The organism is Candidatus Protochlamydia naegleriophila (genome assembly GCF_001499655.1).
GTDB classification, from domain to species: domain Bacteria; phylum Chlamydiota; class Chlamydiia; order Chlamydiales; family Parachlamydiaceae; genus Protochlamydia; species Protochlamydia naegleriophila.
In genome coordinates this window covers 2,102,999-2,120,416 of sequence record NZ_LN879502.1, presented here as the reverse complement: position 1 = coordinate 2,120,416, position 17,418 = coordinate 2,102,999, and the positions used below count along the sequence as shown (strand labels likewise).

16 protein-coding genes and 1 pseudogene are annotated in these 17,418 nt (G+C 44.8%); 10 read left to right on the top strand and 7 right to left on the bottom strand.

The window, feature by feature from the left end:
• The first annotated feature begins 131 nt into the window (after nt 1-131).
• Entirely contained in the window at nt 132-1,652 is a 1,521-nt protein-coding gene (gene exaC / locus PNK_RS08905; RefSeq protein WP_059061578.1) for an acetaldehyde dehydrogenase ExaC, read from the top strand.
• Nucleotides 1,653-1,656: 4 nt separating this feature from the next.
• Entirely contained in the window at nt 1,657-2,049 is a 393-nt protein-coding gene (locus PNK_RS08900; RefSeq protein ID WP_059061576.1) for a DUF779 domain-containing protein, read from the top strand.
• A 100-nt stretch (nt 2,050-2,149) separates the two neighbouring features.
• On the opposite strand, the gene PNK_RS08895 is transcribed toward PNK_RS08900, so the two are convergent.
• Together PNK_RS08895 and PNK_RS08890 are read right to left on the bottom strand one after the other, a co-directional pair.
• Complete coding sequence (locus tag PNK_RS08895; RefSeq protein WP_059061575.1) at nt 2,150-2,740, bottom strand: malonic semialdehyde reductase; 591 nt, start codon at nt 2,738-2,740, stop codon at nt 2,150-2,152.
• Nucleotides 2,741-2,896: 156 nt separating this feature from the next.
• A complete protein-coding gene (locus tag PNK_RS08890; RefSeq protein WP_059061573.1) occupies nt 2,897-3,694 on the bottom strand; it encodes a nucleoside phosphorylase in 798 nt (265 codons plus the stop codon).
• 220 nt (nt 3,695-3,914) lie between these two features.
• Between PNK_RS08890 and PNK_RS08885 the strand changes: the two genes are divergently transcribed.
• Nucleotides 3,915-4,748 (top strand): alpha/beta fold hydrolase, encoded by an 834-nt coding sequence (locus tag PNK_RS08885; RefSeq protein ID WP_059061571.1) that lies wholly within the window; start codon nt 3,915-3,917, stop codon nt 4,746-4,748.
• 149 nt (nt 4,749-4,897) lie between these two features.
• Here PNK_RS08885 and PNK_RS08880 read toward each other — a convergent pair whose 3' ends face one another.
• The gene (locus PNK_RS08880; RefSeq protein ID WP_059061570.1) at nt 4,898-6,301 is read right to left on the bottom strand and encodes a hypothetical protein; all 1,404 of its coding nucleotides are present in this window, start codon (nt 6,299-6,301) and stop codon (nt 4,898-4,900) included.
• Between the two features lie 239 nt (nt 6,302-6,540).
• Here PNK_RS08880 and PNK_RS08875 point away from each other — a divergent pair, with 239 nt between their 5' ends.
• A complete protein-coding gene (locus PNK_RS08875; RefSeq protein WP_079992888.1) occupies nt 6,541-7,149 on the top strand; it encodes a GNAT family N-acetyltransferase in 609 nt (202 codons plus the stop codon).
• A 42-nt stretch (nt 7,150-7,191) separates the two neighbouring features.
• Nucleotides 7,192-7,632 carry a YiiD C-terminal domain-containing protein gene (locus PNK_RS08870; protein ID WP_032124055.1) on the top strand — a complete coding sequence of 147 codons (441 nt, stop codon included), beginning with the start codon at nt 7,192-7,194 and terminating at the stop codon, nt 7,630-7,632.
• Between the two features lie 135 nt (nt 7,633-7,767).
• Here PNK_RS08870 and PNK_RS14025 read toward each other — a convergent pair.
• Together PNK_RS14025 and PNK_RS08860 are read right to left on the bottom strand one after the other, a co-directional pair.
• Nucleotides 7,768-8,155, bottom strand: a pseudogene (locus tag PNK_RS14025) (macro domain-containing protein); the annotation flags it as partial.
• A gap of 636 nt (nt 8,156-8,791) precedes the next feature.
• Nucleotides 8,792-9,601, bottom strand: a complete 810-nt coding sequence (locus tag PNK_RS08860; protein WP_051981673.1) for a DUF6314 family protein — start codon at nt 9,599-9,601, stop codon at nt 8,792-8,794.
• 270 nt (nt 9,602-9,871) lie between these two features.
• Between PNK_RS08860 and bioB the strand changes: the two genes are divergently transcribed.
• From bioB to PNK_RS08835, 5 genes are read left to right on the top strand one after another with little or no spacing between them, the layout of a single operon-like run.
• A complete protein-coding gene (bioB, locus tag PNK_RS08855) occupies nt 9,872-10,843 on the top strand; it encodes a biotin synthase BioB (RefSeq protein WP_059061566.1) in 972 nt (323 codons plus the stop codon).
• Nucleotides 10,837-11,952, top strand: a complete 1,116-nt coding sequence (locus PNK_RS08850) for an aminotransferase class I/II-fold pyridoxal phosphate-dependent enzyme (RefSeq protein ID WP_059061565.1) — start codon at nt 10,837-10,839, stop codon at nt 11,950-11,952. Before bioB ends, PNK_RS08850 begins: the two co-directional genes overlap by 7 nt.
• Nucleotides 11,946-12,581: a dethiobiotin synthase gene (bioD, locus tag PNK_RS08845; protein WP_059061563.1), complete on the top strand. Its 636-nt coding sequence runs from the start codon at nt 11,946-11,948 to the stop codon at nt 12,579-12,581. Before PNK_RS08850 ends, bioD begins: the two co-directional genes overlap by 7 nt.
• Nucleotides 12,548-13,852 (top strand): adenosylmethionine--8-amino-7-oxononanoate transaminase, encoded by a 1,305-nt coding sequence (bioA, locus tag PNK_RS08840; RefSeq protein WP_059061561.1) that lies wholly within the window; start codon nt 12,548-12,550, stop codon nt 13,850-13,852. The genes bioD and bioA overlap by 34 nt, the downstream gene beginning before the upstream one ends.
• Nucleotides 13,849-14,472 carry a hypothetical protein gene (locus PNK_RS08835; RefSeq protein ID WP_059061559.1) on the top strand — a complete coding sequence of 208 codons (624 nt, stop codon included), beginning with the start codon at nt 13,849-13,851 and terminating at the stop codon, nt 14,470-14,472. Before bioA ends, PNK_RS08835 begins: the two co-directional genes overlap by 4 nt.
• On the opposite strand, the gene PNK_RS08830 is transcribed toward PNK_RS08835, so the two are convergent.
• Complete coding sequence (locus PNK_RS08830; protein ID WP_162264042.1) at nt 14,465-15,910, bottom strand: FAD-binding oxidoreductase; 1,446 nt, start codon at nt 15,908-15,910, stop codon at nt 14,465-14,467. The two genes, PNK_RS08835 and PNK_RS08830, sit on opposite strands and share 8 nt — an antisense overlap.
• Before the next feature lie 128 nt (nt 15,911-16,038).
• A complete protein-coding gene (locus PNK_RS08825; protein ID WP_059061557.1) occupies nt 16,039-17,289 on the bottom strand; it encodes a DHH family phosphoesterase in 1,251 nt (416 codons plus the stop codon).
• Nucleotides 17,290-17,418 lie beyond the last annotated feature (129 nt).

Here is a 17,418-nt window from a genome sequence, read left to right as displayed (position 1 = left end):
AAAAGTTAACAAGTAGTCTTTGCTTGCGTGTTGAAATAGTCATCGAAGCTATAACCTCACTTAATAGGCGGTGTTTCATCTGGCGCTTATTAAATGATTCGCACTGCGGGCAAGGAGAGGAGGATTGTCTTATGCTATTTGCCAAGCCCAATACCCGAGAATCCAAGCTTCAATTTAAAAGTCGCTATGGAAACTTTATTGATGGTAAGTGGATTCCTCCTGCCAAAGGGCAATACTTTGAAAACGTCTCCCCAGTGGATGGGAAAGTTTTTTGCGAAATACCTCGTTCGACGGCCGAAGATATTGAATTGGCCCTCGATGCCGCTCATAAGGCTCGTGCGGAATGGGGCAAAGTATCTCCTGCAGCAAGAGCTGTGATTCTCAATAAAATAGCTGATCGGATCGAACAAAATTTAGAGCTGTTAGCCTTGGCTGAGACATGGGATAATGGAAAACCGATTAGGGAGTCGTTAGCTGCAGATATTCCGCTTGCCATCGATCATTTCCGCTATTTTGCCGGCTGCATTCGTTCGCAAGAGGGAACACTGTCGCAGTTAGATGATCATACAATAGCTTATCACTTTCACGAACCGCTTGGAGTCGTTGGCCAGATTATTCCATGGAATTTCCCTATCTTAATGGCTACTTGGAAATTGGCTCCTGCTTTAGCTGCAGGCAATTGCGTAGTATTAAAACCGGCTGAACAAACTCCTGCAAGCATTTTAGTCCTGATGGAATTGATTCAAGATCTTATCCCGGAAGGAGTTGTCAATATTGTCAATGGATTTGGCGTCGAAGCTGGCAAACCTCTGGCGTCGAATAAGAGGATTGCCAAAATTGCATTTACTGGAGAAACGACGACAGGGCGCCTAATCATGCAGTACGCTTCTGAAAATATTATTCCTGTGACGTTAGAGCTTGGAGGAAAGTCGCCGAATGTATTCTTTGAAGATGTCATGGAAAAAGAGGATGCCTATCTGGATAAGGCTTTAGAAGGTTTTACTATGTTTGCCTTGAATCAGGGAGAAGTGTGTACATGCCCTTCACGAGCATTGATTCAAGAGAGCATTTTTCAGAAATTCATGGAGAAAGCTATTGAACGCACGCGTCAGATTAAAATTGGAAATCCTCTCGATACCGAAACAATGATGGGAGCGCAAACCTCCAATGATCAGCTTGAGAAGATTAAGTCCTATGTGGATATTGGAAAAAAAGAAGGGGCTAAAGTTTTGACTGGAGGCGATTTAGCCGCTATTCCGTCCGATTTAAAAGGAGGTTTCTACTATCAGCCAACGATTGTAGAGGGAAAGAATAGCATGCGCATTTTTCAAGAAGAAATTTTTGGTCCTGTCCTTGCCGTCACGAGCTTTAAAACAGAAAGTGAAGCCTTGCAAATGGCAAACAACACCTTGTATGGCTTAGGAGCCGGGGTATGGTCGCGTAATATCAATATTGCCTATCGAATGGGCAGAGGCATTCAGGCTGGAAGGGTATGGACCAATTGCTATCACCTATATCCGGCACATGCCGCTTTTGGTGGGTATAAACTGTCGGGAATCGGCCGAGAAAATCACAAAATGATGCTAGATCATTACCAACAGACCAAAAATCTGCTCGTGAGCTACAGCGAAAACCCCCAGGCCTTTTACTAACTGCATGCGTACGGAACTGCCTAAAAGGGTTATTGCTACTAAAGAGGCTGAAGAGTGGATCAAAAAACTAGAAAAGATCCACGGCCCCCTTTTTTTTCATCAGTCTGGAGGATGCTGTGATGGCAGCTCTCCCATGTGCTATCCTTTGGGGGAATTTAAAGTGGGTGCACAAGATGTCTTCCTGGGTGAGGTTGCTGGCGCTCCTTTTTATATCAGCGGTCCCCAATTCGACTATTGGTCCCATACGCGTTTAATCATTGATGTTGTTCCAGGGCGCGGGAGCGGGTTTTCCTTAGAAGCTCCAGAAGGGATTCGCTTCTTGACGCGGTCAGAGGTGTTTACCAATGAAGAGTTGGCGCTCTTAAAAGCTGCTGGAGATCCAAAGCGGGGAGCCTAGCCCACTTGACGGCTTTTGAATGCAATAGCAGGTCCGAAAAGGGGCTACCTTTGCCGTAAACGAGAGTCATCCTATTTTGTGAAAGAGCGCTCTGCTTGGGTTAGACTATCTTGCAAGCTTCATCAAAACTCAGTCGAGGAGCTCTTGGGTGAAGCTGGTCGCGATTGCCATAGCCAATATTGCAGAGGAAGTTCGATTTTAGAGAAGTGCCTGAAAAAAAGGCCTCGTCTAATTTTTGATTGTTAAAGCCGGACATGGGGCCGCAATCGAGTCCCATCGCCCGAGTCGCTATAATGAAATACGCTCCTTGCAACGAGCTATTGCGAAAGGCTGTTTCTTTGGCAAGCTTTGCGTTAGAGGCAAAGGTCTCTTTAAATGCAGGGTTATGAGGGGCAAGTTTCGGGAGCTGATTATAGAATTCTTCATCCATGGCTATGATCGCCGTTACAGGAGCTGCTTTGACCTTTTCTACATTGCCAGGAGAAAGACATGGAATCAGCTTTTCTTTTCCCTCTTGGCTTTTGACAAAAAGAATGCGAACAGGGCAGCTATTGGCACTCGTTGGACCCCATTTCATCATTTCATAGATCTCATGTAAAATGGAATCTTCCACAGTTTTTGGCTGCCATGAAGTAAATGTGCGGGCTTCACTAAACAGTTGCTTTAAGTCACTTTCAGCGATTTTTCCCATTCTGTCTTCTCCTTCGTATCAACATGTCTTGCAAGAACTCTTTGCTTTAAAGCCCTGCACCACAAAATGAGTGATTCACTATTTTATTACTATCTTTTTTGAGAAACAGAGGAAAAGAAATCACTCTTTAAATAGATTCTAGAGTGATTTGAAGTCTTAAATGTATTTGTCGAGGATCGTTTCCTGGCAAAACTCTAAAGCCCACTTAGCGAGCCTATGTAAATTGTGTTTGACCGCTGGTTCTTTGATGTGAGGAATCCAATTCTCCTGAGTCAGGGTATCACTGACCACAAAAAGAGAGAGCGTTTGCACGCCTTTTTCTTGGCCAATCGCATACAGTGTGGCTGCTTCCATTTCGACGACGCCGCATCCGAGCTTTGTTACACGGCAAATGTCGGCAGGAGTTTCTCGGAAAAGAGCAGAAAAACTCCAGGCGGGGACAGAGTGAAAATGAGGCAGACTGCGGGATTGGATGAAGCTATTCCAAATCGAAAATAGCGCATCATCTGCTTGCGCAAAGGAACTGTCTTTCAAATAGAGATGGGCAACCCCATCTTCTGCTAATGCTTTCGGAGCGATGATGAAGTCTCCAATCGGATGATTCATTAAAGTTCCAGCTGTTCCTACGGCAATAAAAGTTTTTGCTCCGAGTGCGATCAATTGTTCCAACTTAACCGAAAGTGCTGGCGCTCCTATGCCCCAACCCCCAAGGATACCCACTCTTCCTTCATCGATTAAATAGAGATTGGAAAAAGTCTCGCATTCCTCCATCTCTGGAATACAATCTAAAAGGTATTTTAAAGAGCTTTGTTGATAGCAAACGAGGATGGCTGCAGGCGGGATAAACTCAATGAGATGGCCATTTCTTTTTTTATAAGCCATGTATTTTTCAGCTGTTACGATGGGTTCGTTTGCTATGGGATTGACCAGAAGACTGGAACAGAATGAGGACATGAATGATCCCTAAATAATTGCTAATTTCATTTCTAATTGATAATTAATGGATTATAAATTGTAAGTAAAAAGATTATTTTTGTCAAAATCCTCAGCGATCTTTCCATAGTACGTTTAAAATTTTTCTTGTCGAGCCAGCTTTTTAAAGATTTTGTACTTGCATCGATTGGGCTAAATTGTAAAATCAATTAAAAAAAACATTTAACAAAAAGGGGTGCAAATGAGCTACGTCGTCGTCGGAAAAGAAAATGGCAAAGAAGTTAAATTATACTACAAAGATTGGGGAAGTGGACAGCCCGTGGTATTTAGTCATGGATGGCCATTAACCGCCGATGCCTTTGAAGATCAAATGCTTTTTTTAGCCTCCCACGGATATCGCTGCATTGCCCATGATCGCCGCGGCCATGGACGCTCTAGCCAGCCATGGAATGGCAATGATATGGATACGTATGCCGACGATTTAGCCAAGCTTGTCGAAGCCTTAGATTTGAACGATGCCATCCATGTAGGCCATTCGACTGGCGGTGGAGAGGTCGCCCGTTATATTGGCAGGCATGGAACAAAGCGGGTGGCTAAAGCAGTATTGATTGGGGCTGTACCTCCCACTATGTTGAAAACGGAGTCGAATCCGGGCGGCTTACCAATCGAGACATTTGATCAGATTCGTGCTGGAGTTTTAGCAGACCGCTCGCAATTCTTTAAAGACCTGAGCAGTCCGTTTTATGGCGCCAATCGCCCAGGTTCTAAGGTGTCGCAAGGATTGCGCGACTCTTTTTGGTTGCAAGGGACACTTGGAGGCTTTAAAGGGATCTACGACTGTATTAAGGCTTTTTCTGAAACTGATTTCACCGAAGATCTTAAGAAGTTCGATATCCCAACACTCATTCTTCATGGCGATGACGACCAGATTGTTCCTATTGCGGACTCTGCTTTGCTGTCGGTAAAGCTTATCAAGAATGCTCAATTGAAAGTTTACAAGGGAGCCCCTCACGGGATGTGTTCGACGCTGAAAGATCAAGTCAACGCTGATTTACTGGCGTTTATAAAATCTTAGAATTGACAATTTGCATTCGATTATCAGTCCATTCGGAGATAGATTGGCGATCCTTTTGCTAAATAAGGTCGAATGTAACAGATCGCATTGTTTAGCCACCGCTTTAAAGCTGTGGCTAAGATCAAATCAGCCTAAAATCCTTTCTTTTTTTAAGGCTTTACGACGATGACAGCCGGGGGAGATCTATTCCCAGCCACATCTTCAGATACAATATAGTAAGTGTAGAGTGTATGTTCTTTGCGATTGTGATCTTTAAACCGCAAGGTGCGATCGGCTTTGACAGTACCAACTCGACGAGTTAAAGCGGCATTGCGATAAATCACGTATTGTTCAATGACGGGCCCGCTTTGCGGAGCACTCCACGTAAGGACATTAATGAAATCTGTTTGGGACAAAAAACGATTAGCTGTTTGCTTCCCTTTTAAATTAATGGGAGCTTGAGGTGTTACTAGCGGAGGAGGAGGTGGCGGTGGTGGCGGTGGAGTTGGAGGTAAAGGCGTGATAGCTAAAAAGCTTGGAGTATTACCTACTAGAATTGTTGTCAAAACGGTGTCGCTTGCTACGTCAATGACGGTGACGCTGCTACTTCCCCCATCTGTTACATAGACTTTGGCTCCATCCGGTGTAATTGCAAGGAAGCGTGGATTTGCCCCCACAGGAACTGTTGCAATGACACTATTGCTAGCTGTGCTGATCACACTCACATTATTCGAGAAAAGATTAACGACATAGGCCTTTGAACCATTGGGGGTAATGATGATATAGTTTGGATCATTGCCAACCGGAATTGTTGCAATGACAGCATTGAGCGCAGTGTCAATAACTTGTACTGTATCGCTTGCATTGGTCACACTCACATAGACTCTCGCACTATTTGGAGTAATGGCAAAAAAAAGCGGAGTATCTTCTACAGGAACAGTTGCTATGACTGTATTGCTTGCCGTACTGATCACGCTCACATCGAAGCTGAGTCGATTCCCGACATAGACTTTTGTACCATCTGGGGTAATGGCCACGTAATTCGGGGTTGTTCCGACCGGTATGGTAGCGATGACGCTGTTGCTGGCCGTATTGATCAAACTTACGGTCCCATCTTGTAGGTTGGCGACATAAACGCTCGTTCCATCTGGCGTGATAGCTAAAAAGTTTGGATTTGCTCCGACTGGAATTGTTGCAATCAGGCTATTCGTTGCCGTATCGATCACGTTAACAAATCCAGTTGTATTGGTGATATACACTCTGCTGCCATCAGGAGTAACCGCCGGAAAGAGAGGAATTCCTCCAAGCGGAATGGTGGCAACGACAGTATTTGTCGCAACTTGGATGACACTTACAGTAGCGCTGAGCCCATTGACGACGTAGACTTTAGACCCGTCTGGCGTGATGGCTAAAAATGAGGGAAGTACGCCAACTGGAGTTGTAGCGATGACACTGTCAGTTCCTGTATTGATTACACTGGTATCCGAACTTCCCAGATTACCAATGTATACACTAAATTCAGCAAGCAAAAGAGTCGGTATGCAAAATAAAAAAATGATAATGCATTTATACATGGGCTTTCAAGCTCCTTTGCAAAACTAGCCAGGGTTATCTTCAAATACTCTGATTTTCAAAGTCTCATATAAAAGCAGAAAACGTAAAGAAAATTTTTACATCCTACTCTTGATAATTGTACTTTCTGTTAATAATAAAGATTAGACCCTAAGTTTTTGATCGTTTTACTTAACACATATAGATATTATGCTTTCAATTACTAACGCCATGCATGATGCCGCTTTAAGAAGGTCTCTCTATGTTAATTAAGTACTTAAAATCTAGATGGTTTCCACAACCGCAGGCCTTTCAGACGATTCAAACCAAGCGTTTAATCTTGCGCCCTTGGAGAGAAGACGATTGGAAGCCGTTTGCTAGAATGAATGCAGATCCGCGTGTGATGGAATATTTTCCTTCGACGCTGAGCAAGCAAGAAAGCGACGATCTTGCAAGGCGCCTATCTGACAAGGTGGCAGAGCAGGGCTGGGGTCTATGGGCGGTTTCGATTCCAGAAGTTGCGGAGTTTATTGGATTCATCGGCCTTGCAAAACCCTCCTTTGAAGCCCATTTTACGCCTGCAATTGAGGTTGGATGGCGTTTAGCCTATGATTATTGGGGGCAAGGCTATGCGACTGAAGGGGCTTTGGCGGCTTTAGAATATGGTTTTGAAACACTCCAGCTAAATGAAATTGTTTCGTTTACAGCCCAACTCAATGACCGGTCTCGGAAAGTGATGAGGAAGATTGGCATGCATCACGATCCAATCGATGATTTTGACCATCCAAGGCTTTCGAAAGAGCATCAGCTTTGTAGGCATGTGCTTTATCGAATTAAAATGAGTGAATGGCAGGCCAAGCTCAATGATTAGTTTCTAACTATGATTGTTGGTTTTTTTAAGGATTCAGACTGGATGGAAAAAGAATTAGAAGCTTACTTGCATAAGCACATTCCCTTGTCAAAGGCGATGGGAATCCGTGTCGAAAAAGCAGATCCTGGACAGGTTATTCTTTGGGCACCCTTTGCTCCCAATATCAATCACAAGCAAACAGTTTTTGGTGGCAGCTTGCATGCACTGACAACGCTTGCATGTTGGGGGCTTGTCTATGCCAATTTGAAGCAAACAGAAGAGGCAAGTGCTCAAATTGTCATCACAAAAAGCGACGTCGCTTATCTTGCACCAGTCGATGGAGATTTTAGAGCCGAGTGCTTAAGGCCAGCAGATGATGAGTGGCAGCGCTTTTTTAATATGCTTCGCCTAAAAGGCAAGGCGCGCCTAAATCTTATGGCAACTATTCACCATGCTGGCCGTTTATGCGTCGATTATCGAGCAACCTTTGCTGCTATTAAGTAGCAGTCTTATCGTAAGTAGCAGCCTTCTCGTACGTTTCGAGCTCTTCTTTGGGAGCTGATTGTAAGAAGTGAATAGAAATGGCCTTAAGAGACGTATTAGGGCATTCTTCGATGAAATCGGAAATGGCCTTTAAAGAAATATGAGCCGCTCTTTCTTTAGGAAATCTGAAGACTCCCGTACTGATTGAAGGAAAGGCAATGCTTTCTTTCTTTTGGCTATGTGCCAATAACAAGCTATTGTAGTAGCATGAATAAAGTTCATCTTCTTTTTGCGGTGTACTCGTGCCTGATGGTCCTGCCACAACAATAACGTTGGCAATTTGATTCTGATGGTGAAGAGCTCCGCTTCCAATCATGGCCGCATGGCCTGAAATATAGTTTGAAGCATAAAGTGTTTGCAGTTTTTTGTGTTCAGTGGCGTAGGATGGCCCGCCCTTACTATGAATGGCTCCATCGATTCCAGTCCCGCCGCCCAGGTGGGTATTGGCTGCATTGACGATTACTTCGGCACCGCTTGCAAACATGTCTTGCAGGCGAATGCTTACGGCAAGTGTTGGTGCTTGTGTGAAAGAGATATTCAGCTGAGTGTCGCTTTTATTGTAAGCAAGGGCTACGTTTTTCTTTTCCTGATTTGTCAGGTCGCCAGTATAAGCATGTACCACTCTCGATTCTTCAGTTTGAACTGGGGGTCTTTGAACCGTGGTTATTGAATGGGTTTTTTGAGTGGGGGTTGTTGAATGGATTGGAGACGGCTTCAAGCTTATGCGAATCGCAGGATTTAATCTTTCACGAGCCTGATTGTTAATGGTTTGTTCCGTTTCTGTTAGCTCTTGCCTATGGCTAAAACGCCCACATAAGGAAGCAATTCCATAAGTAACGCCAAATCCTATAGGGATGATCACTGTAAAATAAGAAGCCGCTTTCAGTAACGCGATGACATTCGTTGACGCGTCGTTGTTTTTAAAATCGTAAAGTTCTTGAAAACCACTGAAATAATTGGCGCAGATTGTTCTTAATTCCATAGTTGCTACCTTAGTTATCCGCTTATCTTTATTATTATATTATGTTTTTGATTTTTTTATTGAACGCTAATAATAGATCAAAATTTTTAAAGAGAGATTAAGATCGTGTAAAATTTTTTAAGATAGCGGGTACCCAAGTCACTTCGAGAGGTCGCTTGCGTAATAGTAATCGATCTCTTCGTTCTTTTTCGGCCCAATTACCCGCCAATTGAGGCGCAGGCTAAAGCGATCAGCGTGAATTTGGCCAAAATAGGTGTCTCCACCGCATAGATGGGAGTCTACGGATGCGAGAGATTGGCTGCTGCTGGGAGCTAAATGAAAAAGGAAGACGGGATGGTCGACTCCCTGCCTCAAATGCTCGAGTGAAATGAGGCACGCTTCACGATCCAGAGTCCAGCGAAAGACGTTGCTGAAACTCACCTCTTCTCCCAGCTTTCCTTGCCAACTTCCTTTTTCATGAAAAATCAGGACCTCTGGGGTGGGCTTTGTCAAGGCAACCTCTCCTTGTCCCTTCCCATTCCATCCATGCGGATCTTTCGATTGATTCTTGGCGTGAAAGGTCAACGAGCGCACTTTGGAAAGCCTGTTCCAGAAGGTTAATAAGACTTGGAGATTATGCGCTTGCTGGCCAGGCTGAAGAGCATATACATCTTTTCCTACGTAATACTCTTTCTTTTCATTTGCTGGTAATAGTGTATAGGCCTTCTTTAGCAGCAGCTCCAGTTCGTGTAAAAGCGGATAAGTCGGATTGAACTGGTACAGCCTTGTCTTGCCCTCGTAATGGCTGACAATCAGATTCCCTTTCTCTAAACGCAAAAGAGCTTTTTGAATAGGGGTGAGTGCAATTTTTAAAAGACGATGCAGTTGAGTTCCATAACACTTGCCATTCACAAATAAAAAAATCAGAATTTTTTCTACCGTTTTATTGCCACACAAGACTTCAAGCATAAAAAAATCAAACCTCATTGTGAATTGAATAAACCTATTAATGGTTTATTGGAAATAAGATGTTTCTCTCTCTATTTTAAGAGTTGCTTCCTTTATTATAAAGCGAAATAGGTTTTTTATGAACTATTTTATAGTTTGAATTTAGCGCGTGGATCTGAATTTGGTGTTGAAAAAGAGAGGGAGTAAGGGTTAAATTGCCTGTTTCTTGCAAAAAGAAAACAAAAAATAACGTACTTTTGATCATAAAGCCACATTTTGAAGGAAAATCGCATGGAGTCAAAAGAAAAATGGAGTCTGGAAGAATTGGAAGTGCTTGATCAACGCCCTCTTTTTCAACTCCTTTCGCAAGCCAATGGGGTGCATGCCTTGCATCATCCGCTTGATGAGGTTCAAGTATGCAACTTGATTTCCATCAAAACGGGGGGCTGTCAAGAAGACTGCAAGTATTGCGCCCAGTCATCTCGTTATCAAACGTCGATTGGGGCTCAGCCCATGATGAAATACGATAAAGTGTTGGATGATGCACGCCACGCTGTAGCACGGGGCGCCACTCGTATTTGCCTTGGTGCAGCTTGGAGAGAAGTCCGCGATGGCAAAGCCTTTGATGGGATATTGAGTATGATTAAAGGCATCGCCGATTTGGGAGTCGAAGTCTGTTGCACTCTTGGGATGTTGAAAGAGCATCATGCACGGCAATTGAAGGAGGCTGGGTTGTATGCCTATAATCACAATCTGGATTCTTCAGAAAAGTTTTATCCGACGATCATCACTACTCGTACCTATCAAGACCGTCTCAAAACGATTGAAACGGTCCAACAAACCGGAATCAGTGTCTGTTGTGGCGGAATCATTGGTATGGGGGAGGAGTCCACTGACCGCTTGGAGATGCTTCTGACATTGACCCGCTTGAATCCTCAGCCAGAATCTGTACCCATCAATCGCCTGAGTCCAATTCCTGGCACGCCATTGCAAGATCATCGCCCTCTTTCGATTTGGGAGATGGTCCGTTTGGTGGCCATTACAAGAATCGTCCTTCCTCGGGCAATGATTCGCCTGTCCAGCGGGCGCCTCGAGATGTCATATGAGGAGCAGGCGCTTTGCTTCTTAGCCGGAGCCAATTCGATTTTCATGGGTGAAAAGCTGCTGACGGTTGGCAATCCCTCAATTGACAAGGACGAGGCGATGTTGCAGTTGTTTGGGCTGAGAAAAAGGGGTGCATTTATGGGTGGCAAGGCATGTTAAAGGAGGTCGAACGGCGGTTGGCTGAAAGGGAGCGCAAGGGATGCATGCGTCAATTGATTTTAAGGCCTGGTTTAATCGATTTTGCCTCGAACGATTATTTGGGCCTTGCGAGATCTCCTCGTTTGGAGCGAGAGGTTTTAAAAGAGTGGAAAGGAGCTGAGCCTTTGAATCGGCTTGGTTCGACCGGGTCGAGGCTTTTGACAGGGCATTCTCTCTATGCTGAAGAGTTGGAGGCAAAGGTAGCTGCTTTTCATGGATATGAAGCAGGCTTGCTATTCACTTGCGGCTATATGGCAAATATGGGTTTGTTGTCGGCCGTGGCAGGAAGTGGCGATGCCATTTTTTACGATGCTCACATTCACGCTTCAATCCGCGATGGAATGCGTTTGAGTCTTGCTAGTTGCTACCCTTTTAAGCATCAGCATGCCGAGCATCTGGAGCAGCGCCTTAAAACGTGCTCAGTGAAAGGAAACCGCTTCATTTGCATTGAATCTGTTTATTCAACCGACGGGTCGCAGGCTCCTTTAGTAGATCTTTGTTTACTAGCCAAAAAGTATGGGGCGCATCTTATTGTCGATGAAGCCCATGCCGTTGGCATGTTAGGACCTGAGGGAAAGGGACTTGTGGCTGCTTATCAATTGGCGGAGTCTGTTTTTGCTCACGTTGTCACGTTTGGGAAAGCGGTTGGTACACATGGGGCTATGGTATTGGGAAGCCATCTTTTAAAGAAAAGCCTCATTAACTTTGCCCGCTCGGCCATTTATACCACAGCCCTTCCCTTTCATTCGCTGGCAGCGATCAAATGCAGTTATGATTTATTTCCAACGTATGCAAATGAACGCCATCACGTGCGAGAACTCGCACAATTATTTGTCGATGCCAGGCTTGCTTCGAATCTGTCCGCCATCCAATCTATCCGAATCGAGGGGAACGAAAAGGTGTTAAGAGCGATGAACTGGCTTGAAATAGAGGGGTTCGACGTTCGAGCTCTTATGAGTCCGACTGTGCAAAGAGGACGCGAGTGCTTGCGCATCTGCTTGCATGCTTTTAATACTAAGCAAGAGGCCTTGAGATTAATCGAAAGTTTGCAGAGGATTTTAACATGTTAGCTCTACGAGTGATGGTAGCAGGCATTGGAACCGACGTCGGAAAGACTGTGGTTTCTGCAGTTTTGACAACAGCACTGCAAGGCGATTATTGGAAGCCGATTCAATGCGGCAGCGAAGAGCTGTCCGATTCGAATGCGATGAAACAACTTCTCGATCCAAGCAAGCATTGCATCCACACCCCGTCCTATTCTCTGCCAATGCCTTGCTCGCCGCATCAAGCCGCTAGATTTGCCAATGTACGCATCGACCCTTGCGCTATTCAACCTCCAGTTACCGATCGTCCTTTAATTATCGAAGGCGTTGGGGGAATTTGCGTCCCGTTGGATGAAGAAGTTTTGACCTTGGATCTCTTTCAAGGCTGGAACTGCATCTGGGTAGTCGTCTCTAAAAACTATTTGGGAAGTATCAATCACACTCTATTGACGATAGACGTTTTAAAGAATCGCAGCATTCCACTCCTTGGACTTGTTTTTAATGGAGAAGCAAATAAGGAGGCAGAATCAGTCATCTTAAAGATGACCAACCTTCCCATGCTAGGGAGGATGTTGCTGGAGAGGAAAATCAATTTTAACACGATTCAAAGGTATGCCGAACAATGGTCTCCACAGATGACAAGACTGATTCATTAGTTGAAAAAGACAAAAAATGCATTTGGCATCCTTTTACGCAAATGCAGACGACTCGTCCGCCCATTCTGATTAGCCATGCCAAAGGGGCGTATCTGTATGGCCCAGATGGACGTGCATATTTGGATGGCATAGCCTCTTGGTGGGTGAATTTGCACGGACATGCCCATCCCTATATCAGTAAAAAAATTCGAGAGCAGGCTGAGAAGCTAGAGCATGTCATTTTTGCTGACTTCACTCATGCTCCAGCGATCGAGCTTGCAGCTCGTTTACTACCCCTGTTACCGGGAAATATGTCGAGGATTTTCTATACCGATAATGGATCAACTGCAGTTGAAGCTGCCATTAAAATGGCGATCCAGTATTGGTATAATCGCGATTCAAACACACGTAAAACGAAAGTCATCGGATTTCGCAATGGCTATCATGGCGACACCTTTGGTGCCATGTCGGTGGCTGGCAAAAATGGATTCAATCAACCCTTTTGGAAGCATTTATTTGAAATCGAGTGCATCGATCCACCTGTGGAGGGAAAAGAGGAACAATCGCTTGCGCAGCTTCAGGCTATTTTAGAAAAAGAGGGAGCGGCTGGCCTGATTTTTGAGCCGCTCATCATGGGCGCTGGCGGAATGGTCATCTATCCGGCGGCTGGACTCGACCGTTTGCTTAAGCTGTGCCATCGTTACGGAGTCTTGACGATTGCAGATGAAGTGATGACTGGCTTCGGGCGCACCGGTACTCTCTTTGCTTGCGATCAGCTGGATGAAGCGCCTGATATCATCTGCCTGTCCAAGGGAATCACAGGAGGCTTTTTACCATTGGGCGCCACAGCCTGCAAAGAAGAGATTTACAAGGCTTTTTTAGGGAATACTCTGCAACAAGCTTTTCTGCATGGACACTCTTATACGGCTAATCCCTTGGCTTGTAGTAGCGCCTTGGCAAGTCTGGATCTTTTGCAGTTGGACATGTGCAGTCGACAAAGGGCGATGATCGCTGCCTGCCATGCGCAATTTTGTGAAAAATGGCGAGGGCATCCCAAACTTAGAAGATGCGAAAGTTTGGGAACAGTCCTTGCCCTGGAATACCACTCGGAAAGCTCACACTCTTATTTTTTACCTTTTGGAAAACGCCTTTACAATTTTTTCTTAGAAAAAGAGGTTATTCTGCGTCCTTTAGGTAATGTGCTTTATGTATTGCCTCCTTACTGCATCCTAGAAGCTGAGCTGCATTTAATTTACGATCATATCGAGTCGACCCTCGAAGGAGATTTATGAATTATTCTGCTACGTGCATTGAGTTAAAACCCATTCTCGAGCGCATTCTGCACTCAGAACAGCTGCATGCCAAATGGTTGAATACACTGTCGTATTTAGAAAACTGCGGGGCAAGGAAAATTGCTGCCTGCGAGCATCCAACGCTCGTCAAAGAAGAGATGCTTAAGCATGCAGCAGAAGAATTCAGGCATGCTCATTACCTCAAAAGGCAGCTTGTAAGAGTAACCTCGCGTAAGCTTGAAGACTATTCTCTTGCCAATGTTTTGGGAGGTATGGCTACTCTGCACTACTTGAAACGCTTGGACATGCAAGCTTGCCGCTATTTAATCAAGACGGGCCTTTCTAAAATTCAAGTGAGGGAAGCTGCCTATTTGCTTGTGACCTATGCCATTGAATGCCGCGCCGATACACTTTATCCTCTTTATGATGAATGTTTGCGGAAAATAGGCTCAAAAGTAGCTGTTAGGTCGATTCTCTTAGAAGAAAAAGAGCATTTAAACGAAATGCGCGAAGGTCTTAAGCGTGTATCAGCTGGGATTGTGCATGCGGAGCGGGTGTGTGCCATGGAGGAAGCCCTTTATCACAAGTGGCTTCACTCCCTAGAGCAATCAATTATTTAACGTTTTTATATTCATTAGATGTGCAATTCCAATCGGCTGGAGCGGGTGGGATGCTCTGTTCAAAGTGAAAGACCTCGGTTGGGTCGTATTTACGCTTGATGCAGCGGAGTCTAGGGGCATTGTCCCCATAATAGGCGCTCAAATAGTCTTTGAGGCTTCGATCGGGATTGCCGATGTAGTCGCCTTGAGTGTAGGGGAGCAGTCTGTTGCGGAGGGTGTCAACCTCCCCGATTTGTTGAACGTCATCGTTTGCTTGCAGCCATTGAATGGAATAACTGACAAAAAAGTCGGCTTGGCGATAAAAGTAGGCCGTAGCATTTGGCGCCATTTTTTTTATGCCGCCTCCTAGTGAAAAGAGGAGTACATTGAAGAGGGGAGCTTTCGTGTTCTTCAGGGATGTTGTGATCGTTTTGATCGCGTCTTGAGGAAAAGGCTTCATGACAAAAGCGCCGGTTGATTTATACTCCGGTTTTTCAGTGATGAAAACGCTTGTTGCGTCTTCAAAGGCCTTAATGGCTTTATTCCACGTGACAGATTCAATAGTCTGATCATTTGGACGTCCAATGTTCAAGAAAGGAGCAAGTTCTTTATGGGCCTCTTCGGGAGTGCCCCAAAAGACACCCATGACTTTTACAGGCTGTTTTTTGAATGTGTCTATTGGAAATGCCTTAGACCAGAGATCGATGTGCGAAAACCATCTGTCATCCGGCTTAGCAAAGAAGTCTTGCCAGGTTGAAAAGACTTGGTCGATCGGCTGATCCCAATCCCAACCGATGTTGAACCACGTCACCGAATCGGCCGGGTATACTTGAAGAGTCAAAGAGGTGACAATGCCAAAATTGCCCCCACCCCCACCACAGGAAGCCCAAAAAAGATCTTTATGTTCATTATCTTTTGTTGCGTGAATCAGATTGCCATTAACATCGACTAATTCTAGTTTTAGCAAGCTGTCACAGGCAAGGCCATGCTTGCGATAAAGAGGTCCCATGCCTCCCGTGAGTATAAGGCCTGAAATTCCAACATCAGAACAGGTTCCACCTACCTGCGTCAAACCGACATCGTAGAGTCTGCGATAGAGCTCTCCCCCTGTTAGGCCGGGTTGAACAGTTGCAATGCGTTTTGCCTTGTCGATTTGAAGTTGCTTCATTTCGCTGACATCGATGACGATACTGCCCGTGCCGGTTGAAAAGGCTTCGTGATTGTGCCCGCCGCTGCGGATTCGGATGTTTTTTTGATGGCAACGAGCCCACTTAACGGCATTTTGAACGTCTTCCACTCTTTGGCAATAAACAATCGTGTCGGGAAATTTTTGTTTTGATGGATAAAAATTGGAAACTAAACGAGCCTCTTCATAACCTGGATCATCCCGTGTAATGACTCGTCCAGTCAAAGTTGGACAGTCGCTTAGCTCGCCAAATAGGTCTTTTTTTGAGTTCATCTCCTGAGCTCTTTGGAGAGGCTCCTCTCCTTGCAGTAATAGGCAATTGAAGTTGAAGCACAGATACAAAAGATAAAATGTGCACCCGATTCTATTTTTCATCTCCCAAATCCTATCTGTTAATGGTTTTAATCGCTTATGCGATCCCATCCTTCAAAGAGCGCTTCGAAGGATGAACTGTCTGTAAAATGGAATAGCGGCTGCAATTTTTTGCGCGCTATGAATTCTTCTGTCCCATAGAAGCTCATTTGCTCCTCTTCTGCGAAGTGGAGTGGAATGAGAATCTGACTTAACTGGACATCTTTTTGTACATAGCTTCGAAAAGCACCTAAGATGGATTTATGGGGCGAATAGACGATGATTGTACGCTTAAGCTTCGTTTGGCTTTGATTGGACATGAGGATGATGAGTAGAGAGAGGCCACGCTCCAACGTATACCGTTCCAATAGAGGTGCAAGGTTCGAGCTCTCTTCTCTTTCCCAACAGACGGTTGCCGGCAGGGTTGAAATGCCATACAAGAGCGCACCATCTAAATATTCTTTAAAATCTTTGCTTAGCAGCATCGTAGAAGTGAGCTCGGTCGCATCATTTTTTTTATTTAAAAGCTGTTCGTAAAAATTTTCAGGAAGAGTTTGAAAAACGACAGCTTTTAAAATTGCAGCTATCACCCTGTCTCGATCAGTAGTTTTTTCAACCGATTGCAGATCATAGGTATCGATCAAAATGGGGGCCAGGAGCAGCTTCGCTATGTCTAGGGGCAGGGTAATAGATGGATTTGCGATTATTTTTTCTGCAATTAAAGTAGCCGAGGAACCCACCGGTTCTATCAATTTATGGCTAGATGCAAGTAAAGGATAAGAGAGGCACTCATCAACGTGATGGTCGATAATACTTACAACCGCAGAAGAGAGATGCCTTTGTTTGGGCCTGAGAGCATTGTGATCGACAAGATGAAGCCTTAGCCGGTTATGTTGCAGGAGCTTTTGTAAGGGGAGCTCATCGTCCAAAAACAAGAGGGTATGGCTTGGAATCCCGGCAAGCTGTAAGAGATAGTCCACATCCTTGCGCAGCAGGAGATCTTCGCGGTGGATATTGAGAAGGGGAATATAGAGTGCATCGGATTCGGCTCTATCTTCACGGCTTAGGAAATAGGCGTAGAGAATGGAAGAGACAACCGAGTCTAAATCGCCCGATTCGTTGCCAAGAATAATATGGATATTTTTTGAATCGAAGTTCTGACGATAACGCTCTTTGGACATCTCTAAAAAAGCGGCAATCGATTGTTGAGCGGCAAAAAGGGGATTAAAGGCAAACGTCATTGCAATCCAAAAGGGTAAGAGGTTCCACATGAATTGTATCACTCCATAAGGATTGTACATACGTTTTAATCCTATAACAGTTGTTGAGAAATGATGCGAGCATTGGTTCGCTATTGGATTCTTGAAGCGTACATCTGCATCCTTTCTTGTGCCTTAAGTTAGGCATTGACAAAGAGGAGGATCTTTGTA

Excerpts from the sequence above, each read along its gene's own strand:
- exaC (WP_059061578.1), top strand. The coding sequence starts at position 132 with ATGCTATTTGCCAAGCCCAATACCCGAGAATCCAAGCTTCAATTTAAA.
- PNK_RS08825 (WP_059061557.1), bottom strand. The coding sequence starts at position 17,289 with ATGTACAATCCTTATGGAGTGATACAATTCATGTGGAACCTCTTACCC.
- PNK_RS08860 (WP_051981673.1), bottom strand. The coding sequence starts at position 9,601 with ATGCTTGAAGTCTTGTGTGGCAATAAAACGGTAGAAAAAATTCTGATT.
- PNK_RS08885 (WP_059061571.1), top strand. The coding sequence starts at position 3,915 with ATGAGCTACGTCGTCGTCGGAAAAGAAAATGGCAAAGAAGTTAAATTA.
- PNK_RS08850 (WP_059061565.1), top strand. The coding sequence starts at position 10,837 with ATGTTAAAGGAGGTCGAACGGCGGTTGGCTGAAAGGGAGCGCAAGGGA.
- PNK_RS08875 (WP_079992888.1), top strand. The coding sequence starts at position 6,541 with ATGTTAATTAAGTACTTAAAATCTAGATGGTTTCCACAACCGCAGGCC.
- bioB (WP_059061566.1), top strand. The coding sequence starts at position 9,872 with ATGGAGTCAAAAGAAAAATGGAGTCTGGAAGAATTGGAAGTGCTTGAT.
- PNK_RS08835 (WP_059061559.1), top strand. The coding sequence starts at position 13,849 with ATGAATTATTCTGCTACGTGCATTGAGTTAAAACCCATTCTCGAGCGC.
- PNK_RS08890 (WP_059061573.1), bottom strand. The coding sequence starts at position 3,694 with ATGTCCTCATTCTGTTCCAGTCTTCTGGTCAATCCCATAGCAAACGAA.
- PNK_RS08870 (WP_032124055.1), top strand. The coding sequence starts at position 7,192 with ATGGAAAAAGAATTAGAAGCTTACTTGCATAAGCACATTCCCTTGTCA.
- PNK_RS08895 (WP_059061575.1), bottom strand. The coding sequence starts at position 2,740 with ATGGGAAAAATCGCTGAAAGTGACTTAAAGCAACTGTTTAGTGAAGCC.
- bioD (WP_059061563.1), top strand. The coding sequence starts at position 11,946 with ATGTTAGCTCTACGAGTGATGGTAGCAGGCATTGGAACCGACGTCGGA.
- PNK_RS08880 (WP_059061570.1), bottom strand. The coding sequence starts at position 6,301 with ATGTATAAATGCATTATCATTTTTTTATTTTGCATACCGACTCTTTTG.
- PNK_RS08830 (WP_162264042.1), bottom strand. The coding sequence starts at position 15,910 with ATGAACTCAAAAAAAGACCTATTTGGCGAGCTAAGCGACTGTCCAACT.
- PNK_RS08900 (WP_059061576.1), top strand. The coding sequence starts at position 1,657 with ATGCGTACGGAACTGCCTAAAAGGGTTATTGCTACTAAAGAGGCTGAA.
- bioA (WP_059061561.1), top strand. The coding sequence starts at position 12,548 with ATGGTCTCCACAGATGACAAGACTGATTCATTAGTTGAAAAAGACAAA.